This window comes from Aquamicrobium terrae (assembly GCF_040545735.1).
Taxonomy (GTDB): domain Bacteria; phylum Pseudomonadota; class Alphaproteobacteria; order Rhizobiales; family Rhizobiaceae; genus Mesorhizobium; species Mesorhizobium terrae_A.
On sequence record NZ_JBEPML010000004.1, the window covers coordinates 291,511 to 316,199 of the forward strand.

General features: G+C 64.0%; 23 protein-coding genes. 14 read left to right on the top strand and 9 right to left on the bottom strand.

Annotated features, from left to right (window positions below; genetic code table 11):
- Window positions 1-57: 57 nt before the first annotated feature.
- The 3 genes from phnY to ABID37_RS08495 form a co-directional block, all read right to left on the bottom strand.
- Window positions 58-1,515, bottom strand: a complete 1,458-nt coding sequence (phnY, locus tag ABID37_RS08485; RefSeq protein WP_354193818.1) for a phosphonoacetaldehyde dehydrogenase — start codon at window positions 1,513-1,515, stop codon at window positions 58-60.
- 138 nt (window positions 1,516-1,653) lie between these two features.
- The gene (gene phnA / locus ABID37_RS08490) at window positions 1,654-2,913 is read right to left on the bottom strand and encodes a phosphonoacetate hydrolase (protein WP_354193819.1); all 1,260 of its coding nucleotides are present in this window, start codon (window positions 2,911-2,913) and stop codon (window positions 1,654-1,656) included.
- Window positions 2,914-3,014: 101 nt separating this feature from the next.
- A complete protein-coding gene (locus ABID37_RS08495; RefSeq protein ID WP_354193820.1) occupies window positions 3,015-3,917 on the bottom strand; it encodes a LysR substrate-binding domain-containing protein in 903 nt (300 codons plus the stop codon).
- A 92-nt stretch (window positions 3,918-4,009) separates the two neighbouring features.
- Between ABID37_RS08495 and psrA the strand changes: the two genes are divergently transcribed.
- The 5 genes from psrA to phnE (ABID37_RS08520) all read left to right on the top strand — a co-directional run bounded on the left by psrA (window position 4,010) and on the right by phnE (ABID37_RS08520) (window position 8,590).
- Window positions 4,010-5,131, top strand: a complete 1,122-nt coding sequence (gene psrA, locus ABID37_RS08500; RefSeq protein WP_354193821.1) for an iron-containing alcohol dehydrogenase PsrA — start codon at window positions 4,010-4,012, stop codon at window positions 5,129-5,131.
- A gap of 50 nt (window positions 5,132-5,181) precedes the next feature.
- On the top strand, window positions 5,182-6,096 hold the full coding sequence (locus ABID37_RS08505) for a phosphate/phosphite/phosphonate ABC transporter substrate-binding protein (protein ID WP_354193822.1): 915 nt from the start codon (window positions 5,182-5,184) through the stop codon (window positions 6,094-6,096).
- Between the two features lie 65 nt (window positions 6,097-6,161).
- Window positions 6,162-6,914: a phosphonate ABC transporter ATP-binding protein gene (gene phnC, locus ABID37_RS08510; RefSeq protein WP_354193823.1), complete on the top strand. Its 753-nt coding sequence runs from the start codon at window positions 6,162-6,164 to the stop codon at window positions 6,912-6,914.
- A complete protein-coding gene (gene phnE, locus ABID37_RS08515; protein ID WP_354193824.1) occupies window positions 6,914-7,741 on the top strand; it encodes a phosphonate ABC transporter, permease protein PhnE in 828 nt (275 codons plus the stop codon). The genes phnC and phnE (ABID37_RS08515) overlap by 1 nt, the downstream gene beginning before the upstream one ends.
- Window positions 7,742-7,750: 9 nt before the next feature.
- Window positions 7,751-8,590 carry a phosphonate ABC transporter, permease protein PhnE gene (gene phnE / locus ABID37_RS08520; protein WP_354193825.1) on the top strand — a complete coding sequence of 280 codons (840 nt, stop codon included), beginning with the start codon at window positions 7,751-7,753 and terminating at the stop codon, window positions 8,588-8,590.
- A gap of 26 nt (window positions 8,591-8,616) precedes the next feature.
- On the opposite strand, the gene ABID37_RS08525 is transcribed toward phnE (ABID37_RS08520), so the two are convergent.
- The gene (locus ABID37_RS08525; protein WP_354193826.1) at window positions 8,617-8,991 is read right to left on the bottom strand and encodes a hypothetical protein; all 375 of its coding nucleotides are present in this window, start codon (window positions 8,989-8,991) and stop codon (window positions 8,617-8,619) included.
- A 285-nt stretch (window positions 8,992-9,276) separates the two neighbouring features.
- Between ABID37_RS08525 and ABID37_RS08530 the strand changes: the two genes are divergently transcribed.
- From ABID37_RS08530 to ABID37_RS08570, 9 genes are all read left to right on the top strand, one after another.
- The gene (locus ABID37_RS08530) at window positions 9,277-10,161 is read left to right on the top strand and encodes a DMT family transporter (protein WP_354193827.1); all 885 of its coding nucleotides are present in this window, start codon (window positions 9,277-9,279) and stop codon (window positions 10,159-10,161) included.
- A 472-nt stretch (window positions 10,162-10,633) separates the two neighbouring features.
- Window positions 10,634-12,760: a 4Fe-4S binding protein gene (locus tag ABID37_RS08535; RefSeq protein WP_354193882.1), complete on the top strand. Its 2,127-nt coding sequence runs from the start codon at window positions 10,634-10,636 to the stop codon at window positions 12,758-12,760.
- Between the two features lie 17 nt (window positions 12,761-12,777).
- Window positions 12,778-14,730, top strand: a complete 1,953-nt coding sequence (nosZ, locus tag ABID37_RS08540) for a TAT-dependent nitrous-oxide reductase (protein WP_354193828.1) — start codon at window positions 12,778-12,780, stop codon at window positions 14,728-14,730.
- 2 nt (window positions 14,731-14,732) lie between these two features.
- Entirely contained in the window at window positions 14,733-16,064 is a 1,332-nt protein-coding gene (locus ABID37_RS08545) for a nitrous oxide reductase family maturation protein NosD (RefSeq protein WP_354193829.1), read from the top strand.
- Complete coding sequence (locus ABID37_RS08550) at window positions 16,030-16,929, top strand: ABC transporter ATP-binding protein (protein WP_354193830.1); 900 nt, start codon at window positions 16,030-16,032, stop codon at window positions 16,927-16,929. The genes ABID37_RS08545 and ABID37_RS08550 overlap by 35 nt, the downstream gene beginning before the upstream one ends.
- Window positions 16,926-17,747, top strand: a complete 822-nt coding sequence (locus ABID37_RS08555) for an ABC transporter permease (protein WP_354193831.1) — start codon at window positions 16,926-16,928, stop codon at window positions 17,745-17,747. The genes ABID37_RS08550 and ABID37_RS08555 overlap by 4 nt, the downstream gene beginning before the upstream one ends.
- On the top strand, window positions 17,744-18,319 hold the full coding sequence (locus tag ABID37_RS08560) for a nitrous oxide reductase accessory protein NosL (protein WP_354193832.1): 576 nt from the start codon (window positions 17,744-17,746) through the stop codon (window positions 18,317-18,319). Before ABID37_RS08555 ends, ABID37_RS08560 begins: the two co-directional genes overlap by 4 nt.
- 42 nt (window positions 18,320-18,361) lie before the next feature.
- Complete coding sequence (locus ABID37_RS08565; protein WP_354193833.1) at window positions 18,362-19,249, top strand: FAD:protein FMN transferase; 888 nt, start codon at window positions 18,362-18,364, stop codon at window positions 19,247-19,249.
- Window positions 19,250-19,343: 94 nt separating this feature from the next.
- Complete coding sequence (locus ABID37_RS08570) at window positions 19,344-20,231, top strand: glycerophosphodiester phosphodiesterase (protein ID WP_354193834.1); 888 nt, start codon at window positions 19,344-19,346, stop codon at window positions 20,229-20,231.
- Here ABID37_RS08570 and ABID37_RS08575 read toward each other — a convergent pair.
- The 5 genes from ABID37_RS08575 to ABID37_RS08595 are packed head-to-tail and all read right to left on the bottom strand — an operon-like array spanning window position 20,204 to window position 24,687.
- Window positions 20,204-21,058, bottom strand: coding sequence for an inositol monophosphatase family protein (locus ABID37_RS08575; protein WP_354193835.1), 855 nt, complete (start codon window positions 21,056-21,058; stop codon window positions 20,204-20,206). The two genes, ABID37_RS08570 and ABID37_RS08575, sit on opposite strands and share 28 nt — an antisense overlap.
- Window positions 21,058-22,050, bottom strand: coding sequence for a LacI family DNA-binding transcriptional regulator (locus ABID37_RS08580; RefSeq protein WP_354193836.1), 993 nt, complete (start codon window positions 22,048-22,050; stop codon window positions 21,058-21,060). Before ABID37_RS08580 ends, ABID37_RS08575 begins: the two co-directional genes overlap by 1 nt.
- Complete coding sequence (locus ABID37_RS08585; RefSeq protein ID WP_354193837.1) at window positions 22,047-22,808, bottom strand: glycerophosphodiester phosphodiesterase; 762 nt, start codon at window positions 22,806-22,808, stop codon at window positions 22,047-22,049. The genes ABID37_RS08580 and ABID37_RS08585 overlap by 4 nt, the downstream gene beginning before the upstream one ends.
- Window positions 22,805-23,863: an ABC transporter ATP-binding protein gene (locus tag ABID37_RS08590; protein ID WP_354193838.1), complete on the bottom strand. Its 1,059-nt coding sequence runs from the start codon at window positions 23,861-23,863 to the stop codon at window positions 22,805-22,807. The genes ABID37_RS08585 and ABID37_RS08590 overlap by 4 nt, the downstream gene beginning before the upstream one ends.
- Window positions 23,863-24,687 carry a carbohydrate ABC transporter permease gene (locus tag ABID37_RS08595; protein ID WP_354193839.1) on the bottom strand — a complete coding sequence of 275 codons (825 nt, stop codon included), beginning with the start codon at window positions 24,685-24,687 and terminating at the stop codon, window positions 23,863-23,865. The genes ABID37_RS08590 and ABID37_RS08595 overlap by 1 nt, the downstream gene beginning before the upstream one ends.
- Window positions 24,688-24,689: the final 2 nt, after the last annotated feature.

Below are 24,689 nucleotides of genomic sequence, written 5' to 3' on the forward strand. Positions count from 1 at the left end.
GCTCTCGCTCTTGTCCGGGAGCAGTCGGGTGCCGGCCAATTCGGGGTCATGTCCGGGTCAAGCCCATGGAAGTGAGAAGGTCTTGATGTTGGTGAAGGACTTCATGGCTTCGATGACGCCTTCCTTGTAGCCGTTGCCTGAGTCCTTGATGCCGCCGAAGGGGCTCATCTCGATGCGGTAGCCGGGCACTTCCCAGATGTTAACGGTGCCGACCCTGAGGCCGGCGATGTATTTTTGCATGCGCCGGAAATCGTTGGTGCACACGCCCGACGACAGGCCGAAGGCGGTGGAGTTGGACAAAGCGATCAGGTCGTCGTCATTGTCGGGGGCGCGGATGATCGGGATGATCGGCCCGAACGTCTCCTCCATGACCAGTTCGGAGGCGTGCGGCACGCGGTCGACCACGATGGGGGGAAGCAGCGCCCCCTTGCGGCCGGGATCGTAGAGCACTTCCGCGCCCTGTTCGGCCGCCATGTGGACGCGCTTCTCGAACAGGGCGGCGGCCTGTTCGTGCACCACGGTGCCGAGGTCGGTCGACCGGTCCATGGGGTCGCCGAAGCGGATCTTCTTCGCCCGCTCCAGCACCAGGGGCACGAAGCGGTCGGCCACCTTCTCCTGGACCAGGATGCGCTTGACGGCGGTGCAGCGCTGGCCCGAATTCCTGGTGGCGCCGGCGACCGCCAGATCGGCGGCCCTGGCCAGGTCCTCGTCGGACAGGTCGTTGAGGATGATGAGCGGGTCGTTGCCGCCCAGCTCCAGCACCTGGCGCCTGTAGCCGGCCTTCGAGGCGATCAGCTTGCCCACCGGCACGCCGCCGGTGAAGGTGATCAGGTCGATGTTGGGATTGGTGATCATCTCGTCGCCGATGTCGGCGGGCCAGCCGGTGACCACCGACAGCATCTGCGGCGGCAGGCCGGCCTCGTAGAGGATATCGGCCAGCACCAGCGCCGTCATCGGGGTCAGTTCGGTCGGCTTGACCACCACGCAATTGTTGGTGGCGATGGCCGGCGCCACCTTGTGCGAGACCATGTTGAGGGGATGGTTGAAGGGGGTGATGGCCGAGATGGCGTTGAGCGGCTCGCGCAGGGTGAAGATCTTGCGCTGCTTGCCATGCGGGGTGAGGTCGCACGAGAAGATCTCGCCGTCGTCGCGGATGCACATCTGGCCGGCCAGCGTGAACACGTCATAGGCGCGGCCGACCTCGTAGAGCGAGTCGGCCTTGGAGATGCCGAGCTCCAGCGTCACCAGGTCGGAGATCTCCTCCTTGCGCGCGGCCAGCGCCTCGGCCGTGCGAAACAGGATCTGCTGGCGCTCGTAGCGGGTGAGCTTCGACGTATAGCCGGCGGCGATGTCGAAGGCGCGCCGCGCATGCTCGGCGCCGCCGGCCGGCACCGTGCCGATGACGGTGTCGTTCCACGGATAGCGCACCTCGACGACGCCGTCGGCATCGACCTTCTCGCCGGCGATGCGCATCGGCTCGTGGCGGAGCTTGAGGGAAGTCTCGGGCTTGTTCATATCTGGCTCCTTCACCCTTCCCGCTTGATGGGGAGGGACGGCGCATCGGCGCCGGGGTGGGGTTGGAAGGCCAGGCAGGGCCCTTCCGCCCGCCGGCCCGGTTGGCGATCCTCCCCATGAAGGGGGAGGATGAAAGTGTCATCCCACCTGCGCTGCCGCCAGCACCGCATAGTAGAAGGCATCGAAGTTGCGCAGCGCCGGCGCGCCCGGCTGGTCGGGCAGCACGCGGTTGGTGATGAAGGGCACTTCCTGCTCGGTCAGCCCGCCATGCGAGCGCAACGGCTCGTTGAGCGCGGCAAGGTCATGGCGGTGCGCGCTGGTGCCGATGGTCTTGTTCTCGCCCGACACCATGACGATGTCGCCGATGCGGTCCTCCGGCAATTCGAAGCGGGCGCAGCCCTCCTCGCGGCCGAGCACCAGCGTGATGCCCTCGACCTGGCGCAGCCTGTCCATCACTGCCGCGCGGTCGGCCCCTTGCGGCAGGTAGGCGGTGGCGAAGGAGCCGAGCGCCCCGTGATGCACCACATAGGGATCGGTGATCGGCAGGATGACGCGGGCCGCGTCCTTGCCCAGCCATTCGTCGAGCAGGTCCTGCACATAGACCACGTTGGGCGAACCGTCGGCATGGTGCTTGGGCTTCATGCCGTGGTCGGCGGTGACCACGATGGCCGCGCCCAGCGCATCGAGCTCGGCCAGGTATTTGTCGAACATCTCGTAGAAGTCGTTGGCCTGCTTCACGCCCGGCGCGTATTTGTGCTGCACATAGTCGGTGGTGGTCAGGTACATGACATCCGGCCGGAATTCCTTGAGCAGCTTGACGCCGGCGGCGAAGACGAACTCCGACAGCTCGGCCGAATAGACCTCCGGCACCGGGCGTCCCAGCCATTGCGAGGCATTGTCGATGCCGTGCTGTGCCTTTGTCGTGGTGTCCGACTTCTCCGAGGAGAAGCACACGGCGCGGCCGTCGTCGAACTTCAGCCCGTGGCCCAGCAGCGCGCGCAGCTTGTCCTTGGCCGTCACCACCGCCACCCTGGCACCGGCGTCGTAGAAGGCCTGGAACACGGTCGGGGCGCGCAGGAACTTCGGATCGTTCATCATCACCTCCTCGCCCGTCTGGGGGTTGTAGAGGTAGTTGCCGCAGATGCCGTGCACCGCCGGCGGCCGCCCGGTGGCGATCGACAGGTTGTTGGGGTTGGTGAAGGAGGGGATCACCGAATGGGCGGTGCGCACCGTGCCCCTGGCCTTGATCTTCTCAAGCGCCGGCATCAGCCCCGCCGCAATCGCCGCGTCCAGATAGGCCGGCTCGCAGCCGTCAAGGCAGATCGCAATCGCAGGCACACGCGGCCACGCATAAGTCCGCCCATTCGCGGCAACAGAAACAGGAGTGTGCTGGTTCATCAGAGGAGGTCCTTCCTGCCTTCGAGGAGAGTCATCTTCTGTTTGAACCAGCCATACCTATTTGCCAAATCGCAATTTTGAATTTGAACGATTGATGAAAGCTATGGATCAGACGAGTGCTGCGCGTTGAGCAACTCCGCCTCGGGCAACACGCTGCGCATGAAGGCCTCGATCTTCGGCGACTCGCGGCGTTCCTGCAGACAAGCCAGCCTGTATTCCGTGCGCACCTCGACGTCGGCAATCCGTATCGTCGTCAATCGCGGGTGGGCGACGAACTCGAAATCAGCGACAACGCCGATACCAAGCCCACGCTCGACCGCCTTCCATATGCCTTCGCGGCTGCCGATCTCGAGGAAAGGTGTGATGGTCGTGCCGGTGGCGGCGGCCCCCCTCTCAAGGGCCCTCCGCGTGGTGGAGCCAGTTTCACGCAAAATGAGCGGCTGGTCGGCCAGTTCGGCCATTTCGACGCTTTCGCGGCCATTCCAGGCATGATCGGCATTGACGAAGACCACTACCTCATGGGAGCTGAATGGCACCGACAGCACGCGCGGATCGTCGACGATGTGAGCGAGGATGGCGACATCGGCCTCGAGCTCCAGAATCCGTTGTAGCGTCTGGTCGGAGTTGCCGAGCAGCATGCTGACCTTGATGGCCGGGTAGGCGGCCAGGAAGCGTGCCACCATTTCCGTGGCATGGAAGGGACCGACAGCGGCGATCCGTAGCTGGCCCATCGTCAGACGGCCGCTGCTCAGGAGCAGTTCGTCGGCTTCCTCATGTAGCTTCATCAGCCGGCGGCTGATGTCGAACAGCGCGGCACCCGTCTCGGTCAACTCGACACGCCGCCCGCGTCGGACCAGGAGTTCGACCCCGTAACGTTCCTCCAGTTCCTTGACCTGGGTGGTGACAGTCGGCTGGCTGATGTGCAGCGCCTGCGCGGCGGCGGTGAAGCCGCGATGTTCGGCGACTGCATGGAAGGAACGAAGATGGGAAAATACTATAGCCATTATCTATGATAAGCTCTGGAAATATGTATTAGTCAATAGACGGCAAAGCGGCCACGCTGTGAGCATCAGGAAACTCAGCGCAGGTAGCAGCCGTGTGGTCTTATCGTAATCCCGTCGATGTCTGGTTCGGACAGGGCAGTTTTGCAAAGCTGGGCGAACTCCTGGGTGGACGCAGCTATGCGCTCGTCACCTATGGCGAGCCGGCTTTCCACAAGCTCGGGGCGGAACTCGAACGTAGGGGCGGCAAGCCGCTGCTGGTGGTCGACGATATCGCTCCCAATCCCGACATCAGCCATTTGGAGCAGCAGACAGCGCGCTTCCGCGACCTGTCAGCGGCACCTGAGGTAATCGTGGCGCTGGGCGGCGGTTCGGTGATCGACTCGGCCAAGGCGTTCGCAGCCGCCCGCGGCGATTTCGGCGTGGTGGACGCCTATCTGAAGAAGCGTTCTGGCGCCGGCACCCTCGATCCCTGGCCGCTGATCGCGGTGCCGACCACGGCAGGCACCGGCAGCGAGGTGACCTGTTGGGGAACGGTATGGGACAACGCCAACGGGCTCAAATATTCTCTCGCCCATCCCGGCCTCTATCCGCGGCAGGCGCTGGTCGATCCCGAGCTGATGCTCGGCAAGCCACTGGCGCTGACCGTGCAGACCGGGCTCGATGCCTTGTCGCATTCGCTCGAAAGCCTGTGGAACCGCAATGCCAATCCTGTCTCGATGGCGCATGCCGTAGCCGCGGCCCGGGGTGTTCTGTCCACTCTGCCGGCGCTGGTCGGCGACCTCGGCAATCTGCAATTGCGCGAACGCATGGCGCGCGCCGCCACGCTTGCCGGTTTCGCCTTTTCCAATACCAAGACCGCGATCGCTCATTCCCTCTCCTATCCGATCACCTTGCGGTATGGCGTGCCGCACGGCATCGCTTGTTCGTTCACGTTGCCGATGATCATCCGCTCGGTCGCCGACCGGGGAGGAATTTGCGAGGAAGCATTGCGGTCGATCTTCGGTTGCGAGGCACAGGGAGCGGCCGAGCGGCTCGAGACAACTCTCAACAAGCTGGGAGTGGCCACAGACCATCATGCCTATGGCATCGAACTCGCCGAATGGCGCGCTCTGATCGAGGCTGCCTTTGCCGGCGAGCGTGGACAGAATTTCATCGGCTCGCGCGAGGAACTGCTGGCGGCAGCCGGAATGGAGGCAAAAGCATCGGCCGCATAAGCGGTCCAGCACACAAAGCGTACTGTCGAACTTTCATCATGGAGGAGAAGATGAAATCGTTGAAACAGCTTTCCATTGCGCTGCTTGGCGCAAGCGTGTTGTCCACCATTGCTGCTGCCGCCCTGGCGCAGGACTGCAAGGACCCAGGCCAGCTCGTATTCTCGATCATTCCGACCGAGGAAACGACCCAGGAACTGGATATCTATCAGCCCCTGCTCAAGGCCTTGAAAGAAAAGACCGGCAAGAGCGTGGAATTCTTCATGCCGACCTCCTATGCTTCCGTCATCGAGGGCATGGTTAACGGATGGGTCCATGTCGGCGTGCACGGGCCCAACTCTTATGTGCTGGCCCGCGAAAAGGACCCGACGCTGGAGGTCTTCGCCACCTACACCAAGGCCAAGGGGCACTTCCAGGAAGAAGGGCCGGGCTACAGGGCGGTTCTGGTCGTCAAGGCCGACAGCAAGTTCGAAAATCTGGACTCCCTGAAGGGGACCGTGACCGGCCTCGCCGATCCGGCCAGCACCTCCGGCAACCTGATGCCCCGCATGGTGTTTGGCGATGAGATCGGCACCGGGCCGGAACTGGAGAAGTACTTCTCCAAGGTCGTCTATACGGGCGGCCACGATCAGTCTGCACTGGCAGTCAAGGAGGGGCGCGTCGACAGCGCCTTCGTCGCAACCCACCGTCTCGACAATGTCATCGACCGCGGCCTTGCTGCCGAGGCCGACTATCGCGTGCTGTGGCAGTCAGGCATCATCCCGCAGGACCCGATGGTCTATCGGTCGGACCTGTGCGAACCGATCAAACAGGCCATCCGCGAGGCCTTCCTTACCCTGCATGAGAATCCGGAAGCGAAGTCGTTCTTTGAGGGCATAAACTCGACGAAGTTCGTGGCCATGCAGGATTCGGACTACGACATCATCCGCAAACTGGTGGCGGCCGAAAAGGCGGCAGAAGGCCAGTGAGACATGAAACCGGTATCGTGGGTGGAAGCGTGCCGTGCGCTTCTGCCCGTGAAGGGGAGGTTGCCATGCCCGTCCTCGAAGTCCGGAACCTGAAAGTGCGGTATGCGGCAACCGGCCCGCAGATCCTCAAGGGTGTCGAATTTGCCGTTGATGATTCGGATTTCTGCGCCGTCATTGGCCCGAGCGGAGCCGGCAAGTCGACGCTGATCCGCTGCATCAATCGCCTGGTGGAACCCAGCGAGGGCGAGATCATCCTTTTTGGGCAACATGTCTGCCGGTTGGCCGGAGGCGACCTGCGCAGGCTGCGGCGACGTATCGGCATGATTTTCCAGGAGTTCAATCTGGTCAACCGCATGTCGGTTATGGACAACGTCCTGTCGGGACGGCTTGGCTACACGGGCGCATGGCGCAGCCTGTTCAAGGCGTTTCCACGCGAGGACATCGAACGCGCCCTCCATCTTCTGGAGCGCGTGGGTCTGCAGGATCATGTGGACAAGCGCGCCGACGAACTGTCGGGCGGCCAGCGCCAGCGCGTCGGCATCGCCCGGGCCCTGATGCAGCAGCCCGAGATTCTCCTGCTAGACGAGCCCACTTCGGCGCTCGATCCAAAGATTTCTCGCAGCGTGATGGCGCTGATCAAGGAACTGGCCGAGGAATTCAAGGTGCCGGTCCTGTGCAACATCCATGATGTGCAACTGGCCCTCGAAAGCTGCAACCGCATCATCGGCATGCAGGACGGCTACAAGAAGTTCGATGGTCCTTCCAGAGACATGCGCAAGGAAGACCTCGACGCCATCTATGCCATGGAGGTGCTGTGATGAGCACCACTACAGCACCCATGCCCGATCGCGGCTTCGACGCCTGGCTGGCGCATGGGCGCAGCCGCCGCTTCAAGAATCGGGCGATCCTCGTTCTGTCCCTGGCCGTCCTGGCATGGTGCTTCCATGACACGGTCATGTTCGACACGGACTGGACGCGCATGGGCGGCGCGCTCGGCGTCGTCGGCACGCTGGAGCGCTTTCTGTGGCTCGACTGGTCGCTGGCGCCCTCCCTGGTGGTTCCGGCATTGGAAACGCTGATGATGGCGACGCTCGGGACACTGCTCGGCTGTGTACTGTCTTTGCCTGTTGCGTGGTTTGGTGCGGCCAACGTCACGCCCAGCAGATATGTATTCTACCCGCTCGGCCGCTTCCTGATGGTCTTGTCGCGCTCCATCCACGAAATCATCTGGGCGCTGCTCTTCGTCGGGGCGGTCGGTCTCGGCGCCTTGCCGGGTATACTGGCGGTGGCCATGCGGTCCATCGGATTCATTTCCAAGATCACCGCCGAGGCCATAGAGAATATTGATCCCAAGCCGGTGGAAGCCATCCGGGCCGTGGGCGGTAACCAGTTCCAGGTGATGTATTACGGCATCGTGCCGCAAATCCTGCCGGTGATCATCGGCACCATCATCTTCGAATGGGACATCAATATCCGCCGCTCGGCGATCATGGGTCTGGTCGGCGCCGGCGGGCTTGGCCTCGTCTTCTTTCGCCAGATGGCGATGTTCAACTATGGCGGCGTCACGCTGGTAGTACTGGCGGTGCTGGTGCTGATCGCCTTTGGTGAGGTGGTATCCCACTATGCCCGCAAGGCAGTGATTTAGGAGAGAGCGATGACGCTTGCTTCATCGGAGCCGATGCGGCTTTCAGGCCGGAAATGGTCTCGTTACCGGCACCCGGAATCGACACTACGCCTTGCCGCGCTGCTGGCGGTGCTGACCTTCCTTTTCTGGTCGGTCCGCTTCCTCAACATCGATGTGGTGCGCATCTTCGGCGCATTTCCCCGTCTGGCCGACATTCTTGCCACCCGCTATTTCCCACCGGACCTCAACTATGTGTCCGATGCCGGTTTCCTGCGCTCGGTGTTGCGCACGCTGGAAATGTCCCTGCTGGGCGGCGTCTTCGGAGTGCTGGTCTCGATTCCTCTGGCCTGGATGGCGGCCCGCAACATCACATTCAGCCGTGCCATCGCCTATCCGTTCGGTCGCTTCGCCATCATGGGCAGCAGGTCGATCCACGAGACGATCTGGACCATCCTGTTCGTCACCATTCTCGGTTTCGGTATGCTGGCCGGCACCTTGGCGCTGACGGTCTTTTGCATCGGCTTTGCCGGAAAGCTGTTTTCCGACGAGCTGGAAGCGATCGACATGGGGCCGGTCGAGGCGATGCGCTCGGTCGGCGCCAGCCACCTCCAGATATTCCAGTATGCGGTGCTGCCGCAGGTGCGGGTGGCCTTCACCGGCATCACCATCTACACTTGGGATGTGGCGTTCCGGGCCGCGACCGTGGTCGGCTTCTTCGGCGGCGGCGGTATGGGCTGGTACCTCAAGCGCACCACTCAACAACTGGAAAGCACCCGCGTCGCGGCGATCCTGCTGATAATCATCCTGCTGGTGCTTCTAGCAGAAATGGGATCGGGCTGGTTGCGCAAGAAAATTGGACGGATGCGGTGAAATGCCGGGGAAAGACGGAATAGCCGTCAAGACGGTCTCGAAACATCCGCGATGCGGTCAATCGCGACACAGCCTGCCGTCGTGCGCACATTGATACGCCTGCTGCTGGCGTAGCCGTGCGTGGCAATCGCCGCCAGATCGTCCCCCGCCCGGATGGGCCGTGACCACCAGCCATCCCGAAGCGACCATCCAGCCTTGATCGCGGCCTCCGCATCCTGGCTGTCCGGGCGAAGGCTCGCCACCTCGTGCACGATGCGGGCACTGGGGGAACGCTTGCTCAGCAGGTCGCGTGTTTCGACAAGCGCGGCCTGCTTGTCGTCAGCCACAACGATCTGGTGGAAGTAGCGCCGCGAATGCCGGTACGGCGTGAGATATGCGATCTTGACCTGAAAAGCCGGCACGACACTTCTCGATCTCACTCGGTTCCTACCTGAAGATTGGAGAAAAATGCCGAATTACAAGGGCGAATCCGGCATATGAGAAGTATTGCCTGAGCTTGTGCCGCAATAAATTCCCGCCTGCTGGCCTTTTATGAGACAGAATCGTGGATGTTACACGAAGTACCTGCACATGTTGGATTTCGCTGGCGCGGCGCCGGCCAAACGCGGATACATGGCTCACAAAACCGTCTCGCTGGCGCGCGTCGGCGTTCATGACAGGCGGCACGCGCGGTTCGAGAGGTCGACTTGCAGATTTCCTTCCACAAGCAACAGCAATACAGCGTGACAAGCGGCGTCTTGATGATGTGCGCCGGAATTGCGCTCCTGACGACGAACGATGCCATCGCAAAAGCGCTGACGGACAGATATTCGCCCCTCCAGATCATCTTTCTGCGCAACATCATAGCCTTGCCGGTTGCCCTGGCGATCACGCTGAAAATGGGAGGCAGGAGCGCGCTTCGTTCCTATCGGCCCAGCGCCCATCTGTTTCGGGGAATGCTGTGGATCGGTGCCGCGCTGCTGTTCATCACCAGCATGAAATATCTGGGGCTTGCCGAAGCCACCACGCTGGTCTTTGCCGCACCTCTCATCATTACGGCGATTTCTGCCATTTTCTTGGGGGAGTATGTCGGTTGGCGACGATGGTCCGCGGTCATCGCCGGCTTTATCGGCGTGGTCGTCGTTGTGCGGCCGGGAAGCGCGACCTTCCAGCTGGTTTCGCTGCTGCCCATCGCCACGGCCTTCGTCTACGCCATGTTGATGGTCGGCGCGCGCTGGGTCGATCCACGCGACAGCGTGTGGACACTCATGCTGTACCTGACCGGCATCGGCGCGTTGCTCAGCGGCCTGACCATGCCCTTCGCATGGACCGCAGTTCAGGTGGACGACCTATGGCTGTTCATTGGGATCGCGGTTGTCGGAACGGCCGGCGTGACAATGGTCACCCAGGCGTTCCGCCTTGCGCCAGCCGTCGTCATCGCTCCTCTTGAATACACAGCCCTTCTGTGGGCCGTGGCTCTTGGCTGGCTGATCTGGAGCGACGTTCCGGACTTCGTCACCTTTCTCGGCGCGGCCATCATCATTTCGAGCGGCGTGTTTATCGTGTTCCGGGAACAGAAGACGAAGGCGTGACGGGGCAGGGTGCGGATCAGGGGAATCTGCTGGCCGCCCAGGCTGAGGCTTCCGTAAGGGCACTGCAACCAGGTTGGCCGCCGCTCCGGACGACCTCGCCAGCCTCCTTTGTCGCCTTAAACATGCCGCCCGCAAGCGGAAGCTCAATTCGGGACCGCGACACGCGCAAAAACAAGGGCTTGATGCTCAAAGCGAATCCAAAGGATCACACCGTCTTCGCTCAGAAACCTTTCGACCTTGGCGGGCAGGGTCGTCAAATCCGACCCCGGACTCCGGCATGGCTTGCCAGCACCTTCGTCCATTTTGTCGCAGATGAATTGTCCCGCTCATTGACCTAGCGCAAGGGCGCTTGGGGGAAACTGTATAACGTCGCGGCCGGGAATTGCCGGAATGCCGCTCGATGAAATTTTTGCGTTTTCTGTTTTTGCTTTGGGCGGTGCTGGGCTTGGGGACTGGCGTCTCCGCGGCTAGCGTGTTGCAGGAATATCTACCGACCTCCCTCGCCTCCGATCTGGTTGCCGACGCCGATAGCTTTGGGCCGATCCGCAGCGATCTTGCCGTCGCGCCTGTCATGAAGGGCGGCGAGACGGTCGCCTGGGCATTCATCACATCCGATTTCGTCGGGACGACCGGGTATTCGGGCAAACCCATCCATTCTCTCGTAGCCGTCGACAAGAACGCCCGGATCGTCGGCGTGCAACTGGTGAAGCATTCGGAGCCGATCGTCCTGGTCGGCATTCCCGAAGCCAAGGTCAAGGCGCTCGTGGAAGGCTATGCCGGCCTCGATCTTCTGGCCGAGGCCAAGGCCGGCGGGACGGCGCACGAGGTCGACATCATCTCGGGCGCCACCGTGACCGTGATGGTTATCGACGATTCGATCATCCGGTCGGGCCTGAAGGTCGCGCGCGCGCTCGGCCTCGGCGGATTGGCGCCCGAACAGCCGGATGCCGGCCCCCGGTTCGAGATCGATCCTGACGCGGCAGCGCCGGCGGACTGGTTCGAGGCCGAGGGCGACGGCACGGTGAGAAGGCTGTCGCTGGATGTCGGGCAGGTCAATGACGCCTTTGCAACGCATGCCGATACGAGAGCGCGCGAGCGCGCATTGACCGAGCCGCCGGAAACCCTCTTCATCGAATTGCAGGCGGCGCTGGTTTCCGCACCGCCGGTCGCCGAGGGACTTCTCGGCACCGCCGAGGCAGCAAACCTGAAGACCTGGCTAAAGGAAGGAGAGAACGCCATCGCGCTGATGGGGCGGGGCCTCTATTCCTTCAAGGGATCGGGTTATGTGCGCGGCGGCATCTTCGACCGCGTCGTCCTGATCCAGGATGATGTGTCGGTGCGTTTCCGCGACCGCGACCACAGGCGTCTTTCGACCATAGCTGCCGCAGGCGCGCCGGGCTTCACCGAAAAGGACCTGTTCCGCATTCCCGCAAATGTCGGTTTCGATCCGACGAAGCCGTTTCGTATCCAGTTGCTCGTCCAGCGCGAGGTCGGGCCGATCGAGAAGGTCTTCCACACCTTCGATCTCGCATACCAACTGCCGCAGAAATATCTGCGCGCCATAGCGGCGGCCCCGGTGCCGTCACCCTCGGAGGGCGCACCCGTTGCCGAGCACAACGAAGGCGCGGCCCAGGCGGAGTTGTGGAAGCGGATCTGGACGGATTCGGAACTGAAGATCGCCGTACTGGGTGCCATGCTGACGGTGCTGACGGGCGTCTTCTTCTTCCAGACCTTCGCAGTCAGGAACGAAAGACTGTTCTACTTTTTCCGCATGGGCTTCCTCACGGTGACGCTGGTATTCCTGGGCTGGTACGCCAATGCGCAACTGTCGGTCGTCAATCTCATGGCGCTGTTCGGCAGCCTGGTGAACGGTTTCAGCTGGCAGGCATTCCTGCTCGATCCGCTGACATTCATCCTGTGGTTCGCGGTGGCGGCCGCCCTCCTGTTCTGGGGGCGCGGCGCCTATTGCGGATGGCTGTGTCCGTTCGGCGCATTGCAGGAACTGACCAACCAGATCGCCCGCAAGTTGCGCATCCCGCAATGGACCTTGCCATGGGGGCTGCACGAGCGGCTTTGGCCGGTCAAATACATGATCTTCCTGGCCCTGTTCGGCGTCTCGCTGGTCAGCATCGAGCAGGCCGAGCACCTGGCCGAGGTCGAGCCGTTCAAGACCGCGATCATCCTGAAGTTCCTGCGCGCATGGCCTTTCGTCGCCTACGCCGCAGCACTGCTGATCGCCGGGCTGTTCGTCGAGCGCTTCTACTGCCGTTACCTGTGCCCCCTGGGCGCGGCATTGGCGATCCCCGCGCGGCTGCGGATGTTCGACTGGCTCAAGCGCTATCACGAATGCGGCAATCCCTGTCAGACCTGCGCAAACCAGTGCCCCGTGCAGTCGATCCATCCGACCGGCGAGATCAATCCGAACGAATGCATCAACTGCCTGCATTGCCAGGTGCTCTACCAGTCCGAGACCACTTGTCCCGTCGTGATCAAGAAATTGAAGCGCCGGGAGAAACTGGCGGAAAGCACGCCGCCGGGGCCGCGACGTCCTTCCGTCGGCCAGCCCACTGTCACTCGAGCCACCATTTCCGAAGTTTAACAAAAGGAGTTTCGACTATGGAATCCAACGAGAAAAAAGGCGTCAGCCGTCGCACCCTGCTGGGCGCCACCGCCGGCGGTGCCGTGGCGGCGGGCGCGTTTGGCGGCCTGTCGCTGGGCCCTGCGGCGCTGGGCCTTGGCGTGACCGGGGCTGCCGCCACGATGGGCGGCAGCGCACGCGCGGCGGGAGCCGATGGCTCCATCGCGCCCGGCCAGCTCGATGACTATTACGGCTTCTGGTCCTCAGGCCAGACCGGCGAAATGCGCATCCTGGGCATTCCCTCCATGCGCGAGCTGATGCGGGTGCCGGTATTCAACCGCTGCTCCGCAACCGGTTGGGGCCAGACCAATGAATCGATCCGCATCCACCAGCGCACGATGACGGAGAGGACGAAGAAGCAGCTTGCCGCCAACGGCAAGCACATCCATGACAATGGCGATCTCCATCACGTCCACATGTCCTTCACCGAAGGCAAGTATGACGGTCGCTATCTGTTCATGAACGACAAGGCCAATACCCGCGTGGCGCGGGTGCGTTGCGACGTCATGAAAACCGATGCGATCCTCGAGATCCCCAACGCCAAGGGCATTCACGGCATGCGCCCGCAAAAGTGGCCGCGCTCCAACTACGTCTTCTGCAACGGCGAGGACGAGGCGCCGCTCAACAATGACGGCTCGACGATGCAGGACGTGTCGACCTATGTGAACATCTTTACCGCCGTCGACGCCGACAAGTGGGAAGTGGCCTGGCAGGTCCAGGTTTCGGGCAATCTCGACAATTGCGATGCCGACTATGAGGGCAAATGGGCCTTCTCGACCAGCTACAACTCCGAAATGGGCACGACGCTGGAGGAGATGACCAAGTCCGAGATGGACCACATCGTCGTCTTCAACATCGCCGAGATCGAGAAGGCCGTCGCCGCGGGACAGTACGAGGAGATCAATGGCGTCAAGGTGCTGGACGGGCGCAAGGAAGCCAAGTCCCTTTTCACCCGCTACATCCCGATCGCCAACAACCCGCATGGCTGCAACATGGCACCGGACCGGAAGCATCTGTGCGTTGCCGGCAAGCTGTCGCCCACCGTGACCGTTCTGGACGTCACCAAGTTCGACGCGATCTTCTATGAGAACGCCGAACCGCGCAGCGCTGTGGTGGCGGAGCCGCAGCTCGGCCTCGGCCCGCTCCACACTGCCTTCGACGGGCGCGGCAATGCCTACACCTCGCTCTTCCTGGACAGCCAGGTTGTGAAGTGGAACATCGAGGACGCGGTCCGCGCCTATGCCGGCGAGAAGGTCGATCCGATCAAGGACAAGCTGGATGTCCATTACCAGCCCGGTCACCTGAAAACGGTGATGGGCGAAACGCTCGACGCCACCAACGACTGGCTGGTCTGCCTGTGCAAGTTCTCGAAGGACCGCTTCCTGAACGTGGGCCCGCTGAAGCCCGAGAACGACCAGCTGATCGACATCTCGGGCGACAAGATGGTGCTGGTCCATGACGGCCCGACCTTCGCCGAGCCGCACGACGCGATCGCCGTGCATCCCTCGATCATGTCGAACATGAAGTCCGTGTGGGACCGCAACGATCCCATGTGGGCCGAAACGCGGGCACAGGCCGAAAAGGACGGCGTCAATATCGACGAGTGGACCGATGAGGTGGTTCGCGACGGCAACAAGGTTCGCGTCTACATGACCTCGGTTGCACCGGCCTTCAGCGTCGAGAGCTTTACCGTAAGGGAAGGCGACGAGGTGACGATCACCGTCACCAACCTCGACGAGATCGACGACCTGACGCACGGCTTCACCATGGGCAACCATGGCGTGGCGATGGAAGTGGGGCCGCAGCAGACTTCGTCGGTGACGTTCGTGGCGGCCAATCCCGGTGTCTACTGGTACTACTGCCAGTGGTTCTGCCATGCGCTCCACATGGAAATGCGCGGTCGCATGTTCGTCGAACCGAAGAGCGCCTGACGATGAGGCACCTGGCTGTCCTGCTTGTCGGCCTTATGACCGCCGCGCCGCTGGTCGCGGCGGAGCACGAGGTCGCGCCGGGGCAGGGCAGCCTTGCGAAAGCCGTCGCCGGGGCCGCACCCGGCGACGTGCTCAGGCTGGTGGACGGGGTCTATCGCGGCCCCGTCACCATCGACCGCCCCTTGACGGTCGTCGGCCCGCGCGGCGCGATCGTCGACGGCGGCAACAAGGGCAGCGTCCTCACCCTGACCGCACCCGACATCACCCTGTCGGGCTTCACCGTTACCGGATCGGGCCATGTCAATCAGGATCTCGACGCCGGCGTGAAGATCGAGCAGGGGGCCGACCGCGCCGAGGTGAAGGCGTTGCTGGTCACCGGCAACATGCATGGCATCGACGTCCATGGCGGACACGACGCCCGTGTCCTCGGCAACGAGATCGTCGGCACGCAGAACCCGCACATGAACGAGCGCGGCAACGGCATCTATATCTGGAACAGTCCGGGCACGCTGATCGAGGGGAACTCGATCCGCTACGGCCGCGACGGCATCTTCTCCAATGCCAGCTCCAACAGCATCTATCGCGGCAATTTGATGCGCGATCTGCGCTTTGCCGTGCACTTCATGTACACCCGCAACACCGAAGTGTCGCGGAACGTCTCGGTCGGCAACCATCTCGGCTTCGCCATCATGTTCTCCGACCGCGCGAAGATCCTGCACAACCAGAGCCTTGGCGACCGCGAGCACGGGCTGATGCTGAACTACGCCAACAATGCGGACGTGACGGGAAATCTGGTGCGCGGCGGCACGAAGAAATGCCTCTTCATCTACAACGCCCACAAGAACCTGATCTGGGAAAACCGGTTCGAAGGCTGCGGCATCGGCATCCATTTCACTGCCGGGTCCGAACGTAATGTGCTGACCGCCAACACCTTCATGGGCAACCGCGAACAGGTGAAATATGTCGGCACGCGCCATATGGAATGGAGCCACGAAGGGCGTGGCAATTTCTGGTCGGACCACCCGGCCTATGACCTGAACGGCGACGGCATCGCCGACAGCTTCTACCGCCCGAACGACCTGATGGATCAAATCCTCTGGTCGCAGCCCGCAGCGGCACTCCTGACGGGTTCGCCCGCGGTGCAGCTTGTTCGCTGGAGCCAGCAGAGTTTCCCGGCCACCTTGCCGGGCGGCGTGCGCGATTCAGCGCCTCTGATGCGTCCCCTGACCATTCCCGTCACGGCGGATGCGCAAAGTTTCGAGGCCGAAGTCCAAGGACGCTGGGCCCAAGGAAATATCGATGACCTCGACCCTGCAAATCTCACGTCTCACTAAGCGTTTCCAGACCGTCGAGGCGCTGAAGGAGGTCTCGCTCACGCTGGAACTCGGCAAGCGCGTCGCGCTGCTGGGCCATAACGGCGCGGGCAAGTCGACGATGATGAAGATCATCCTCGGCCTGATCCCCTTCGACAGCGGCTCGGTCAGCGTCTGCGGCACGGCGCCGGGCGCTGCGGCGGCGCGGACGCAAGTGGCCTACCTGCCGGAAAATGCCTCATTTCACCCCGCTCTGACCGGGGAAGAGCAGATCCGCTTCTATCTGGCCCTGCGCGGCGAGGACCCGAAACAGGCGATGGGCCTTCTCGACAAGGTGGGGCTGGCCCATGCGGCGCGCCGCCGGATCGGCGGCTATTCCAAGGGCATGCGCCAGCGCGTGGGGCTGGCCCAGACGCTGATCGGCAAGCCGCGCCTTCTGATTCTGGACGAGCCGACCTCCGGTCTCGATCCGGTTTCGCGCCGCGATTTCTACGATCTGCTCGACGGACTGGCCGCCGACGGCGCCGCCATATTGCTTTCCTCCCACGTCCTGACCGAGGTCGAGGCTCGCACCGATCGGATCGTGATCCTCTCGCAGGGACGGCTGGCGGCCGAGGGCACGTTGGCCGAGCTGCGGGAAGAGGCGGCTTTGCCGGTCGCGCTGCTGATCACCCCCGCGGCGGGCGAGGACGCGGCGCTGGCGGGCGCATTCCCTCAAGCCGTCCGCACGGGAGACGGCCGGCTGAAGCTGTCATGCGAGCAGACGCGGAAGCTGCCGCTTCTTTCGCGCATCGCGGCCCTCGGCGGGCAGGTCGCCGATCTCGACGTCATCCCGCCGAGCCTTGAAGACATCTATTCCCATTTCAGCCGGAGGGACGGGCAATGAAACGTATCCTTGCCACCGCCCTCTGCGAATTCCGGGTGGCGTTCAGGAACCGCTGGGTGGCCATCGCCACCGCGATGATGGCGCTGTTCGCGCTTGTGCTGGCTGCGGCAGGCGCCGCCCCGACCGGCGACATCGGCGTCGACCGGCTTTCCGTGGTCGTCGCCTCGCTGACCTCGCTGTCGGTCTATCTGGTGCCGCTGCTGGCGCTGCTCATGAGCTTCGATGCGGTAGCAGGCGAGGTCGAGCGGGGAACGCTGCCTCTGCTCCTGACCTATCCCGTCTCGCGGCTGCAAGTCCTGCTGGGCAAGCTTCTCGCCCATGTCGCCATCCTCGGCCTCGCGACGAGCCTCGGCTACGGTCTGGCCGCCCTTGCGGCGATCCTTGCCGACAGGGGCGCGCTGGCGGGACTGGCCTCCCTGTGGCGGCTCGTCTGGTCGTCGGTCCTTCTCGGCGCGACGTTCCTCGGCGCTGGCTACGCGCTGTCGGCCCTGACCCGGCGCACATCCAGCGCGGCGGGGCTCGCCATCGGCCTTTGGCTGGCGGTGGTCGTCCTGTACGACCTGGCACTCCTGGCCCTGATCGTTTCGGATTCCGGAGGCCCCCTTACCACGCGCATCCTGCCGATCGCACTGTTGTCCAATCCCGCCGACGCCTTCCGCATCTTCAACCTGTCGGCGGCCGCCGCCGTCTCCGCCGCCGGCGGCATTGGCGGCGCCGCCGATGCGATACCGCTCTGGCAATCCGGCGCATCCATCCTGCTCTGGCCGGTTGCCACGTTGGCGCTGGCATGGGCCGCGTTCAGAAAGGTGACGCCATGACGACGATGCTGCGCCTGATGCTGCTGGCCATTCTGCTGCCGGTCAGCGCCTGCACGCAGGAGGCGGTGCAGAATACCGCGCCGCAGGAGATGACGGCAGAGACATTGGGCCACTACTGCCAGATGAACCTACTCGAGCATCCGGGTCCGAAAGCGCAGGTCCACATGAAGGGCATGCCGGCGCCGCTGTTCTTCAGTCAGGTTCGCGACGCGATCGCGTATGCCCGCGCGCCGGAGCAGATCGCGCCGATCCTCGCGATCTACGTCAACGACATGGGGGCTCCCCGGGCGACCTGGGAAAAACCGGGCGACGGCAACTGGATCGATGCCGGAAAGGCATTCTTCGTCGTCGGCTCGACTCGCGAAGGCGGCATGGGCGCTCCGGAAACCGTGCCCTTCGCCTCCCAGGCCGATGCCGAGGCTTTCGCCAAGGCCGAGGGCGGCACCGTGCTGAAGCTGATGGCGATCACGGACGACATGGTCCTGACACCGGTGGAGCATGAAACAGCCGAAGACCAGGACGACGACTATGAAGGCCGTCTGCGTGCCTTGCCAAATGCTGTTGGAGGCTGAACCATGCTGACACGTCGCCGCCTGATCGCAATTTCCGCCGCCATGGCGGCATCGTCCTGGGCGGGCATTGCGCAAGCAAGGCCCACGACCCGGCTCTGGACGGGACAGGCTCTCGGTGCCCGCGCCTCTATCCGGCTCGACCATCCGCAAGCCGAGGCAATTGCCGCCCGTGTGTTCGCCGAGATCGATCGGCTGGAGGATATCTTGAGCCTTTATCGGGCGAATAGCGCACTCAGCCGCCTGAACCGCGACGGCCGGTTGGACAGTCCTCCTTTCGAGTTGCTGGAATGCCTGTCGGCCGCCGGCGCCGTCCACGCAGCAAGTGGCGGGCGTTTCGACCCGACGGTGCAGCCGCTTTGGAGGCTGTGGGCGGAAGCGGCAGCAGTTGGGAAGAAGCCCACCGATGCTGCCATCGAACGGGCCCGGCTGCATGTCGGCTGGGAAAAAGTCACCGTGAGTCCGGCAGCGATCGTTATGAAGCCGGGCATGTCGCTGACCCTGAACGGCATCGGCCAGGGCTATGTCGCCGACCGGGTCGCAGCCTTGCTGGAAGCCGAAGGGCTGAACGACATTCTCATCGACACCGGCGAATTCCGCGCGCTGGGCGGACAGCCTGACGGCGGCGATTGGCCTATGCTGCTGGAGGCGGGCACGCGGCTGTGTCTGCGCCAGCGGGCGCTTGCGACCTCTTCCCCCTTGGGGACGACTTTCGATCAGGCCGGCCATGACGGACACATTCTCGACCCCGCGACGGGCCGGCCGGTTCGCCGGGTCTGGGGGTCAGTGTCGGTTTCGGCCCCGTCGGCCGCGATCGCGGACGCACTGTCCACGGCCTCGTGCCTGATGCCCGATGAGGTATCCATCGTCTCGATGACCAGGCATTTCCTTGATGTGCGTTGCGAGGCCGCGGCTCTAAATGTCCGTTCATAAAGGCATATGGCAGCCGATCGGATAGCAGGACAGTTGCGGCCGATTTTTCATAGCCTCCTGTCGGGCCAGGATTGGTTCGTCTATGGTGGGCGGCATGAATCCAGCTACACTCCAAGGCCTGTCGATCCTGCATGACAACCGGCGCGTGATGCTGAAATGGCATCGGCTTCGGCGGCGACGTGCCGATCCGCTGTTCGGTGCCGGCAATCTCGCCCTCGGCCTGCAACTGGGCGCCTCGATGGAAGTCGACCTGCGGGTGACGGCGGACGGCGATTTCGCCGTGCTCCATGACGATGTGCTGGACGAGGAGACGGACGGCATCGGACCGGTCGCCATCCATAAGCGGCCGGCTCTTGCCGGTCTTCACTACGACGATGCCGGCGTACCCGGCGTCGCGCGCCATGGGCGGCGCCTGCTTTTCCTCGACGACCTGATAGCCCTCTTGCGCGATGCGCAGCCGCAAGCGCTGTTGCAACTCGACATCAAGGACGACCTGGCCACCATCGGCGCAAAGGGTCTGGGCCGGCTGGCCGATGCGCTGCAAGGGGATGGGCTTCCTGTCATCGTCAGCGGCGATTGCAACGACCTCATTCTCGCGCTCGGGCAACGCCTGCCGAATGTTGCGCGCGGCCTCGAACCGAGTTTCCGCCTCATGGACCTGTTCGCGAGAGGGGATGTGAAGGGAGCGGAAGCCCTGCTCAGGGCCGAGCTTGCGGGGTCCGTACAACCTCGAATGGTCTATCTGCACTGGACGATGGTGCTGGATGCGCGCGATGCCGGGCTCGACTTCGTGGCGATCTGTCATGACGAGGGCAAGGCGGTCGATGCCTGGACCTTCACGCCGGCCAACCCCGCCGAGGGCTTCACCGAGACGGAATGGCACGCCTTCTCGCGCCTGCTGGAACTGGGCGTGGACCAGATAACCACCGACGAGGCGGTGGCGACGGAGGCTGCCTACGCCAAACGCGTCGGCTTGGGCTGAGCCCCATCGACCGGGGATTCCGCCAACTGCTCCCACAGGAAGTCAAGCGTCCCGGCAAGACCCGGCGTGCAGGCGGCAACCGCGCCGCCATTGGCGATTATGCGGTCGAGCGGCGGCATGGCCACATATGCTCCGGCTTCTGCCGCGATCAGCGCGCCGGCCAATATGTCCCAACTGTTGAGATGGGCTTCGTAATAGAGATCGGCGATGCCGTCGGCGACCCGTACGAGGCCGAGCGCGGCGGAGCCCAGGCGCCTGTATTCGATCCCGAGCCCGTGGAGGCGGGCAAGCAGCGCCTGATAGGGTTCGAACGGCGTGCGGCGCGAATAGCCGACGATTGCCAGCGCCTGTGTGGGATCGGCCATGCCGGAAACGCGCACCGGGCGGTCACCGCAGAATGCGCCCTGGCCGGGCAGGGCCGAATAGACGCGGTCGCCGGCCGCGTCGTAGATGCAGCCCAGTTGCACCGCGCCGTCGCGGACGAAGGCAATGGACACGCCCCAGTGGCGCAGGCCGCGAATGTAGTTGGCGGTGCCGTCGATGGGATCGACCACCCAGAAGCCGTCCGCGTTTGGCTCGCCGCCCGTCTCCTCGCCGAGAAAGCCGTCCTGCGGAAAGGCATCGGCCAGAGCGGCGCGGATCGTCTCCTCACTCTGCCGGTCGGCGGCGGAGACGAAATCCTGCAAGCTCTTGGTCGAGACCGCGAGCGCGGCCGGATCGGCGGTGCAGCGGAAGGCTTCCGCCTGCCTGCCGGTATCGAGGGCAAGCCGGCGCGCCAGTTCGAGGCGGGCGACTACATCGGCATCGGCGGCGGGCAGGGCGCGCATCAGGCGGTGGCCCTTCGGACCACGGTCACGGGCGTGAACTCGGTGCGCTCTGCCATGCGCGGCGCGTCCATGCGGCCCATCAGCAGTTCCACCGCCTGCTCGGCCTGAATGTCGCAGGGCTGGCGCAGCGTGGTCAGGTCGTAGGCCGCCCAGGCCGCCTGAGGAATATCGTCATGGCCGACGATCCTGATCTTGCCGATGTCGCGCCCGGCGGCCCGCAGACCGTCGATGACGCCGAAGGCCATGTAGTCGTTGACGCAGAACAGGCCGTCGAAATCCGCCGCCGCAGCAGCAGCCGCGAAACCGTTGCCGTAGTCGTTGATCACCACCGGCAGCGCCTGTGCCGAAGCGCCCAGCTTGCGGCAGGTGGCGAGGAACGCTTCCTGGCGACGCCGGGCGGTGTAGGAAACTTCTGCGCCGCAGATGACAGCCAGCCGCGTCGCGCCCGCTTCCAGCAGCGTTTGCGCCGCGATGCGTCCCGCCGTCTCGTCGTCGGAGATGACGCGGTCGACATGTGGGATGGCATCGCCCTTGTTGATCAGCACGATGGGAACGGCGTGGGCGGCGAATTCCTCGCACAAGGCGGTCGGCGGGGCGTCCGAGGTCACCAGCACACCCGAGACGTTGTAGTGCAGAAGCTGGTCCATCATGCGGTTGACGCTTTCGGCCTCGTCCGCCGGCAGCAGGATCGGGCGGAAGTTGCGGCCGACGAGCGCCTTGGCGATCTCGTGGATCTGCTGGGAGCGGAACGGGTTGTCCATGCCGGCCGCGACCACCCCGACAAGGTCCGAGCGGCGGTTGATGAGGCTGCGGGCCAGATAATTGACGCGATAGCCGAGCTCCTTGGCCGCCTTGTGCACCTTCTCGCGCGTTTCGGGCGAGACGCTCGCATTCGGCGTGAAGGTGCGCGAGACCGCGGCACGCGAGACGCCCGCGCGCTCGGCGACGTCGAAAGACGTCACCTTTCGTCTGGGATTGTCCCCCTCGCTCATGCGGCCTCATCCATCGCGCTGCGCAGAAGTTCCGGCCTGTCCGAGCAGATGCCGAGCACCGGCAGCCGCACCAGATCGGCGATGACCGGCGGCCGCTCCTCATGCCACAGCACAACGGCAAGGCTCGCATCCCGTGCCCGTTCCAGAAGCTCGCCGGTCACCAGTTCCTGCGGGCGTTCGCCGCCGCGTTCCCAGCACAGATGCACGATGTCGGCGTCGCAGTCGCTGGCCGCCGCGAAGGGATCGGCACCGAGTGGGACGAGCACGGATAACGGGAAGGGACAGCCCGCATCCCGCAGCTTGCGCACGAAATCGGTGTCGAAGGAGCCGAGCACGGCAAAACTCTGTCCGTGGCTCTCCAGCTCCCGCCATGCCGCCGGTCCGGCGCCGGCCGCCTTCAGCTCGACATAGAGCCCGGCACTCCGCTCACGCGCCAGAGCCGCCACCTCGGCGAAGGTCGGCACCTCGATGCCGGCCATGCCGGCGAGGTCCGCCGCATTCAGGGTGGAGATGCGCGCATCCATGCCGAAGACGCGCAGCAGGTGATCGTCGTGGCTGACGACGGGCACGCCGTCCCGCGTCATCTGGACGTCCAGCTCCCACATTTGGGCGCCGAGATCGGAGGCGCGGGCGAAGGAGGCGAGCGTGTTTTCCCGCACATGGGCGCTGGCGCCGCGATGCCCGATGGCGAGCGGCCGCGCCAGGAGGTCGGGCCAGCCGAAGCGTTCCGCAAAACCGGACCCTGCCGTGACGCTCAAATCCGCTCTCCCTTGTCGTCGAACATGAATATCCGGTCCGAGGCCACGGACCATTCCACCTCGTCGCCCACGGCGATATCGGAGCGCACCGGCTGAATCGACCGCAAAACGCTGCCGTCGGCAAGCATCAGGTCATAAAGGTTCTCGCGTCCCTGCGTTTCCACGAAGGAGATGCGGCCCTTGACCGGAACATCGCCTGCGGGACCGAAATTCTCCGGGCGGATGCCGACGGAGACGCGCGTGCCCTCGGCCAAGTTTCGGGCGCCGTTCGGTTTCGGCAGCCGCACATCGGATTGTGGCACCACGATCGCATCGCCACTGACGACGCCGCGCAGGAAGGCGATCGGCGGATTGCCGAGGAAGCCGGCCACGAACGCGGTATGCGGGTCGTTGTACATCTCGGTCGGCGTGGCGATCTGGACGATCCTGCCCGCATCCATGATGGCGATGCGGTCGCACATGCTCATCGCCTCGACCTGATCGTGGGTGACGAGCACGGCCGTGATGCCGGTCTCGAGCTGGATGCGCCGGATTTCGGAGCGCATTTCCAGCCGCAGCTTTGCGTCGAGATTGGCAAGCGGCTCGTCGAGAAGCAGCACGTGCGGGCGGCGCACCAGCGCCCGGGCCAGCGCCACGCGCTGCTGCTGGCCGCCGGAAAGCTCGGCGGGGCGACGGTCGAGAAGCGGCTCGATGTGCACCAGCTGCGCCATATCGTCGACCTGACGGGCGATTTCGGCCGCCGACTTTCCGGCGATGCGCAGCGGAAAGGCGATGTTCTCGCGCACCGTCATGTGCGGATAGAGCGCATAGGACTGGAACACCACGCCGACATTGCGCTCCTGCGGCGGCAGCGAGGTCACGTCCCTGTCGCCGAACAGGATGCGGCCGCCGCTCACCTTGTGGATGCCGCAGATGGCGAACAGCGTGGTCGACTTGCCGCAACCCGACGGACCGAGCAGGGCCAGCATTTCCCCGTCGCCGATTTCCAGCGTCATGTCCTCGATGACGCTGACGGCGCCGAACGCCTTGCTGAACTTGTCGAGCAGGATGCGCATCAGCCCTTCGTGCCTCCTCCGTAGATGTTCATCAGGTAGTTCTGGAAAACGAAGAACAGGACCAGCACTGGCGCGATGTAGAACAGTCCGACGGACTTGAAGAGCGCCATGTCGAAATTGTTGTCGTCGGCGATCAGCGAGGCGAGATAGACCGACAGGACCTGTGCGTTGCCGCTGGGGGCCAGCACCTGCGGCAGGATGAACTCGCCCCAGGCCAGCAGGAAGGCGAACAGGGCCAGTGCGAAAATGCCGGGCCTGACCTGCGGCAGCACCAGCTTGCGCCAGACGGTTAAGCGGCTCGCCCCGTCCTGGATGCCGGCCATCTCGATCTCCCACGGCACGGTGTCGTAGAAGCCCTTCATCAGCCAGATGCCGAGCGGCATGTCGATGGCGGCTTTGACGAGGATCACGCCGATCAGCGAGTTGTAGAGGCCGACCATCTGCAACACGATGAAGATGGCGACGATCAGCGTGATGGCCGGGAAGGCGTGCAACATCATCACGCCGGCGAGGAAGAAACTTCTCCCCGGCACGTTGAGGCGCGACAGCACATAGCCGGCCATGGACGAGACGACGACCACCAGTGCTGCGCTGGTGGTGGCGAACAACAGCGAGTTGAGCGTCACCCGCCAGATGCTGAGACGACCCGGCCGCGTCTGCCACAGGAACGACCAGTGCTCCAGCGTGAATTCGTGCGGGACCACCGAACCCGGCGGCGAGTTGGTGACGGTGTCGACGAACAGATAGGCATAGGCCAGCACCAGCGGGGCGCTGAGAATGGTGATCACGAGAATGATCGGCCAGCTTTTCTGGTGTCCGTTCATCG

Excerpts from the sequence above, each read along its gene's own strand:
- ABID37_RS08580 (WP_354193836.1), bottom strand. The coding sequence starts at position 22,050 with ATGAGCGAGGGGGACAATCCCAGACGAAAGGTGACGTCTTTCGACGTC.
- ABID37_RS08595 (WP_354193839.1), bottom strand. The coding sequence starts at position 24,687 with ATGAACGGACACCAGAAAAGCTGGCCGATCATTCTCGTGATCACCATT.
- phnE (WP_354193824.1), top strand. The coding sequence starts at position 6,914 with ATGAGCACCACTACAGCACCCATGCCCGATCGCGGCTTCGACGCCTGG.
- ABID37_RS08555 (WP_354193831.1), top strand. The coding sequence starts at position 16,926 with ATGAAACGTATCCTTGCCACCGCCCTCTGCGAATTCCGGGTGGCGTTC.
- ABID37_RS08565 (WP_354193833.1), top strand. The coding sequence starts at position 18,362 with ATGGCGGCATCGTCCTGGGCGGGCATTGCGCAAGCAAGGCCCACGACC.
- phnC (WP_354193823.1), top strand. The coding sequence starts at position 6,162 with ATGCCCGTCCTCGAAGTCCGGAACCTGAAAGTGCGGTATGCGGCAACC.
- ABID37_RS08570 (WP_354193834.1), top strand. The coding sequence starts at position 19,344 with ATGAATCCAGCTACACTCCAAGGCCTGTCGATCCTGCATGACAACCGG.
- ABID37_RS08560 (WP_354193832.1), top strand. The coding sequence starts at position 17,744 with ATGACGACGATGCTGCGCCTGATGCTGCTGGCCATTCTGCTGCCGGTC.
- ABID37_RS08590 (WP_354193838.1), bottom strand. The coding sequence starts at position 23,863 with ATGCGCATCCTGCTCGACAAGTTCAGCAAGGCGTTCGGCGCCGTCAGC.
- ABID37_RS08575 (WP_354193835.1), bottom strand. The coding sequence starts at position 21,058 with ATGCGCGCCCTGCCCGCCGCCGATGCCGATGTAGTCGCCCGCCTCGAA.
- ABID37_RS08505 (WP_354193822.1), top strand. The coding sequence starts at position 5,182 with ATGAAATCGTTGAAACAGCTTTCCATTGCGCTGCTTGGCGCAAGCGTG.
- nosZ (WP_354193828.1), top strand. The coding sequence starts at position 12,778 with ATGGAATCCAACGAGAAAAAAGGCGTCAGCCGTCGCACCCTGCTGGGC.
- ABID37_RS08550 (WP_354193830.1), top strand. The coding sequence starts at position 16,030 with ATGACCTCGACCCTGCAAATCTCACGTCTCACTAAGCGTTTCCAGACC.
- ABID37_RS08545 (WP_354193829.1), top strand. The coding sequence starts at position 14,733 with ATGAGGCACCTGGCTGTCCTGCTTGTCGGCCTTATGACCGCCGCGCCG.
- phnA (WP_354193819.1), bottom strand. The coding sequence starts at position 2,913 with ATGAACCAGCACACTCCTGTTTCTGTTGCCGCGAATGGGCGGACTTAT.
- ABID37_RS08495 (WP_354193820.1), bottom strand. The coding sequence starts at position 3,917 with ATGGCTATAGTATTTTCCCATCTTCGTTCCTTCCATGCAGTCGCCGAA.
- phnE (WP_354193825.1), top strand. The coding sequence starts at position 7,751 with ATGACGCTTGCTTCATCGGAGCCGATGCGGCTTTCAGGCCGGAAATGG.
- phnY (WP_354193818.1), bottom strand. The coding sequence starts at position 1,515 with ATGAACAAGCCCGAGACTTCCCTCAAGCTCCGCCACGAGCCGATGCGC.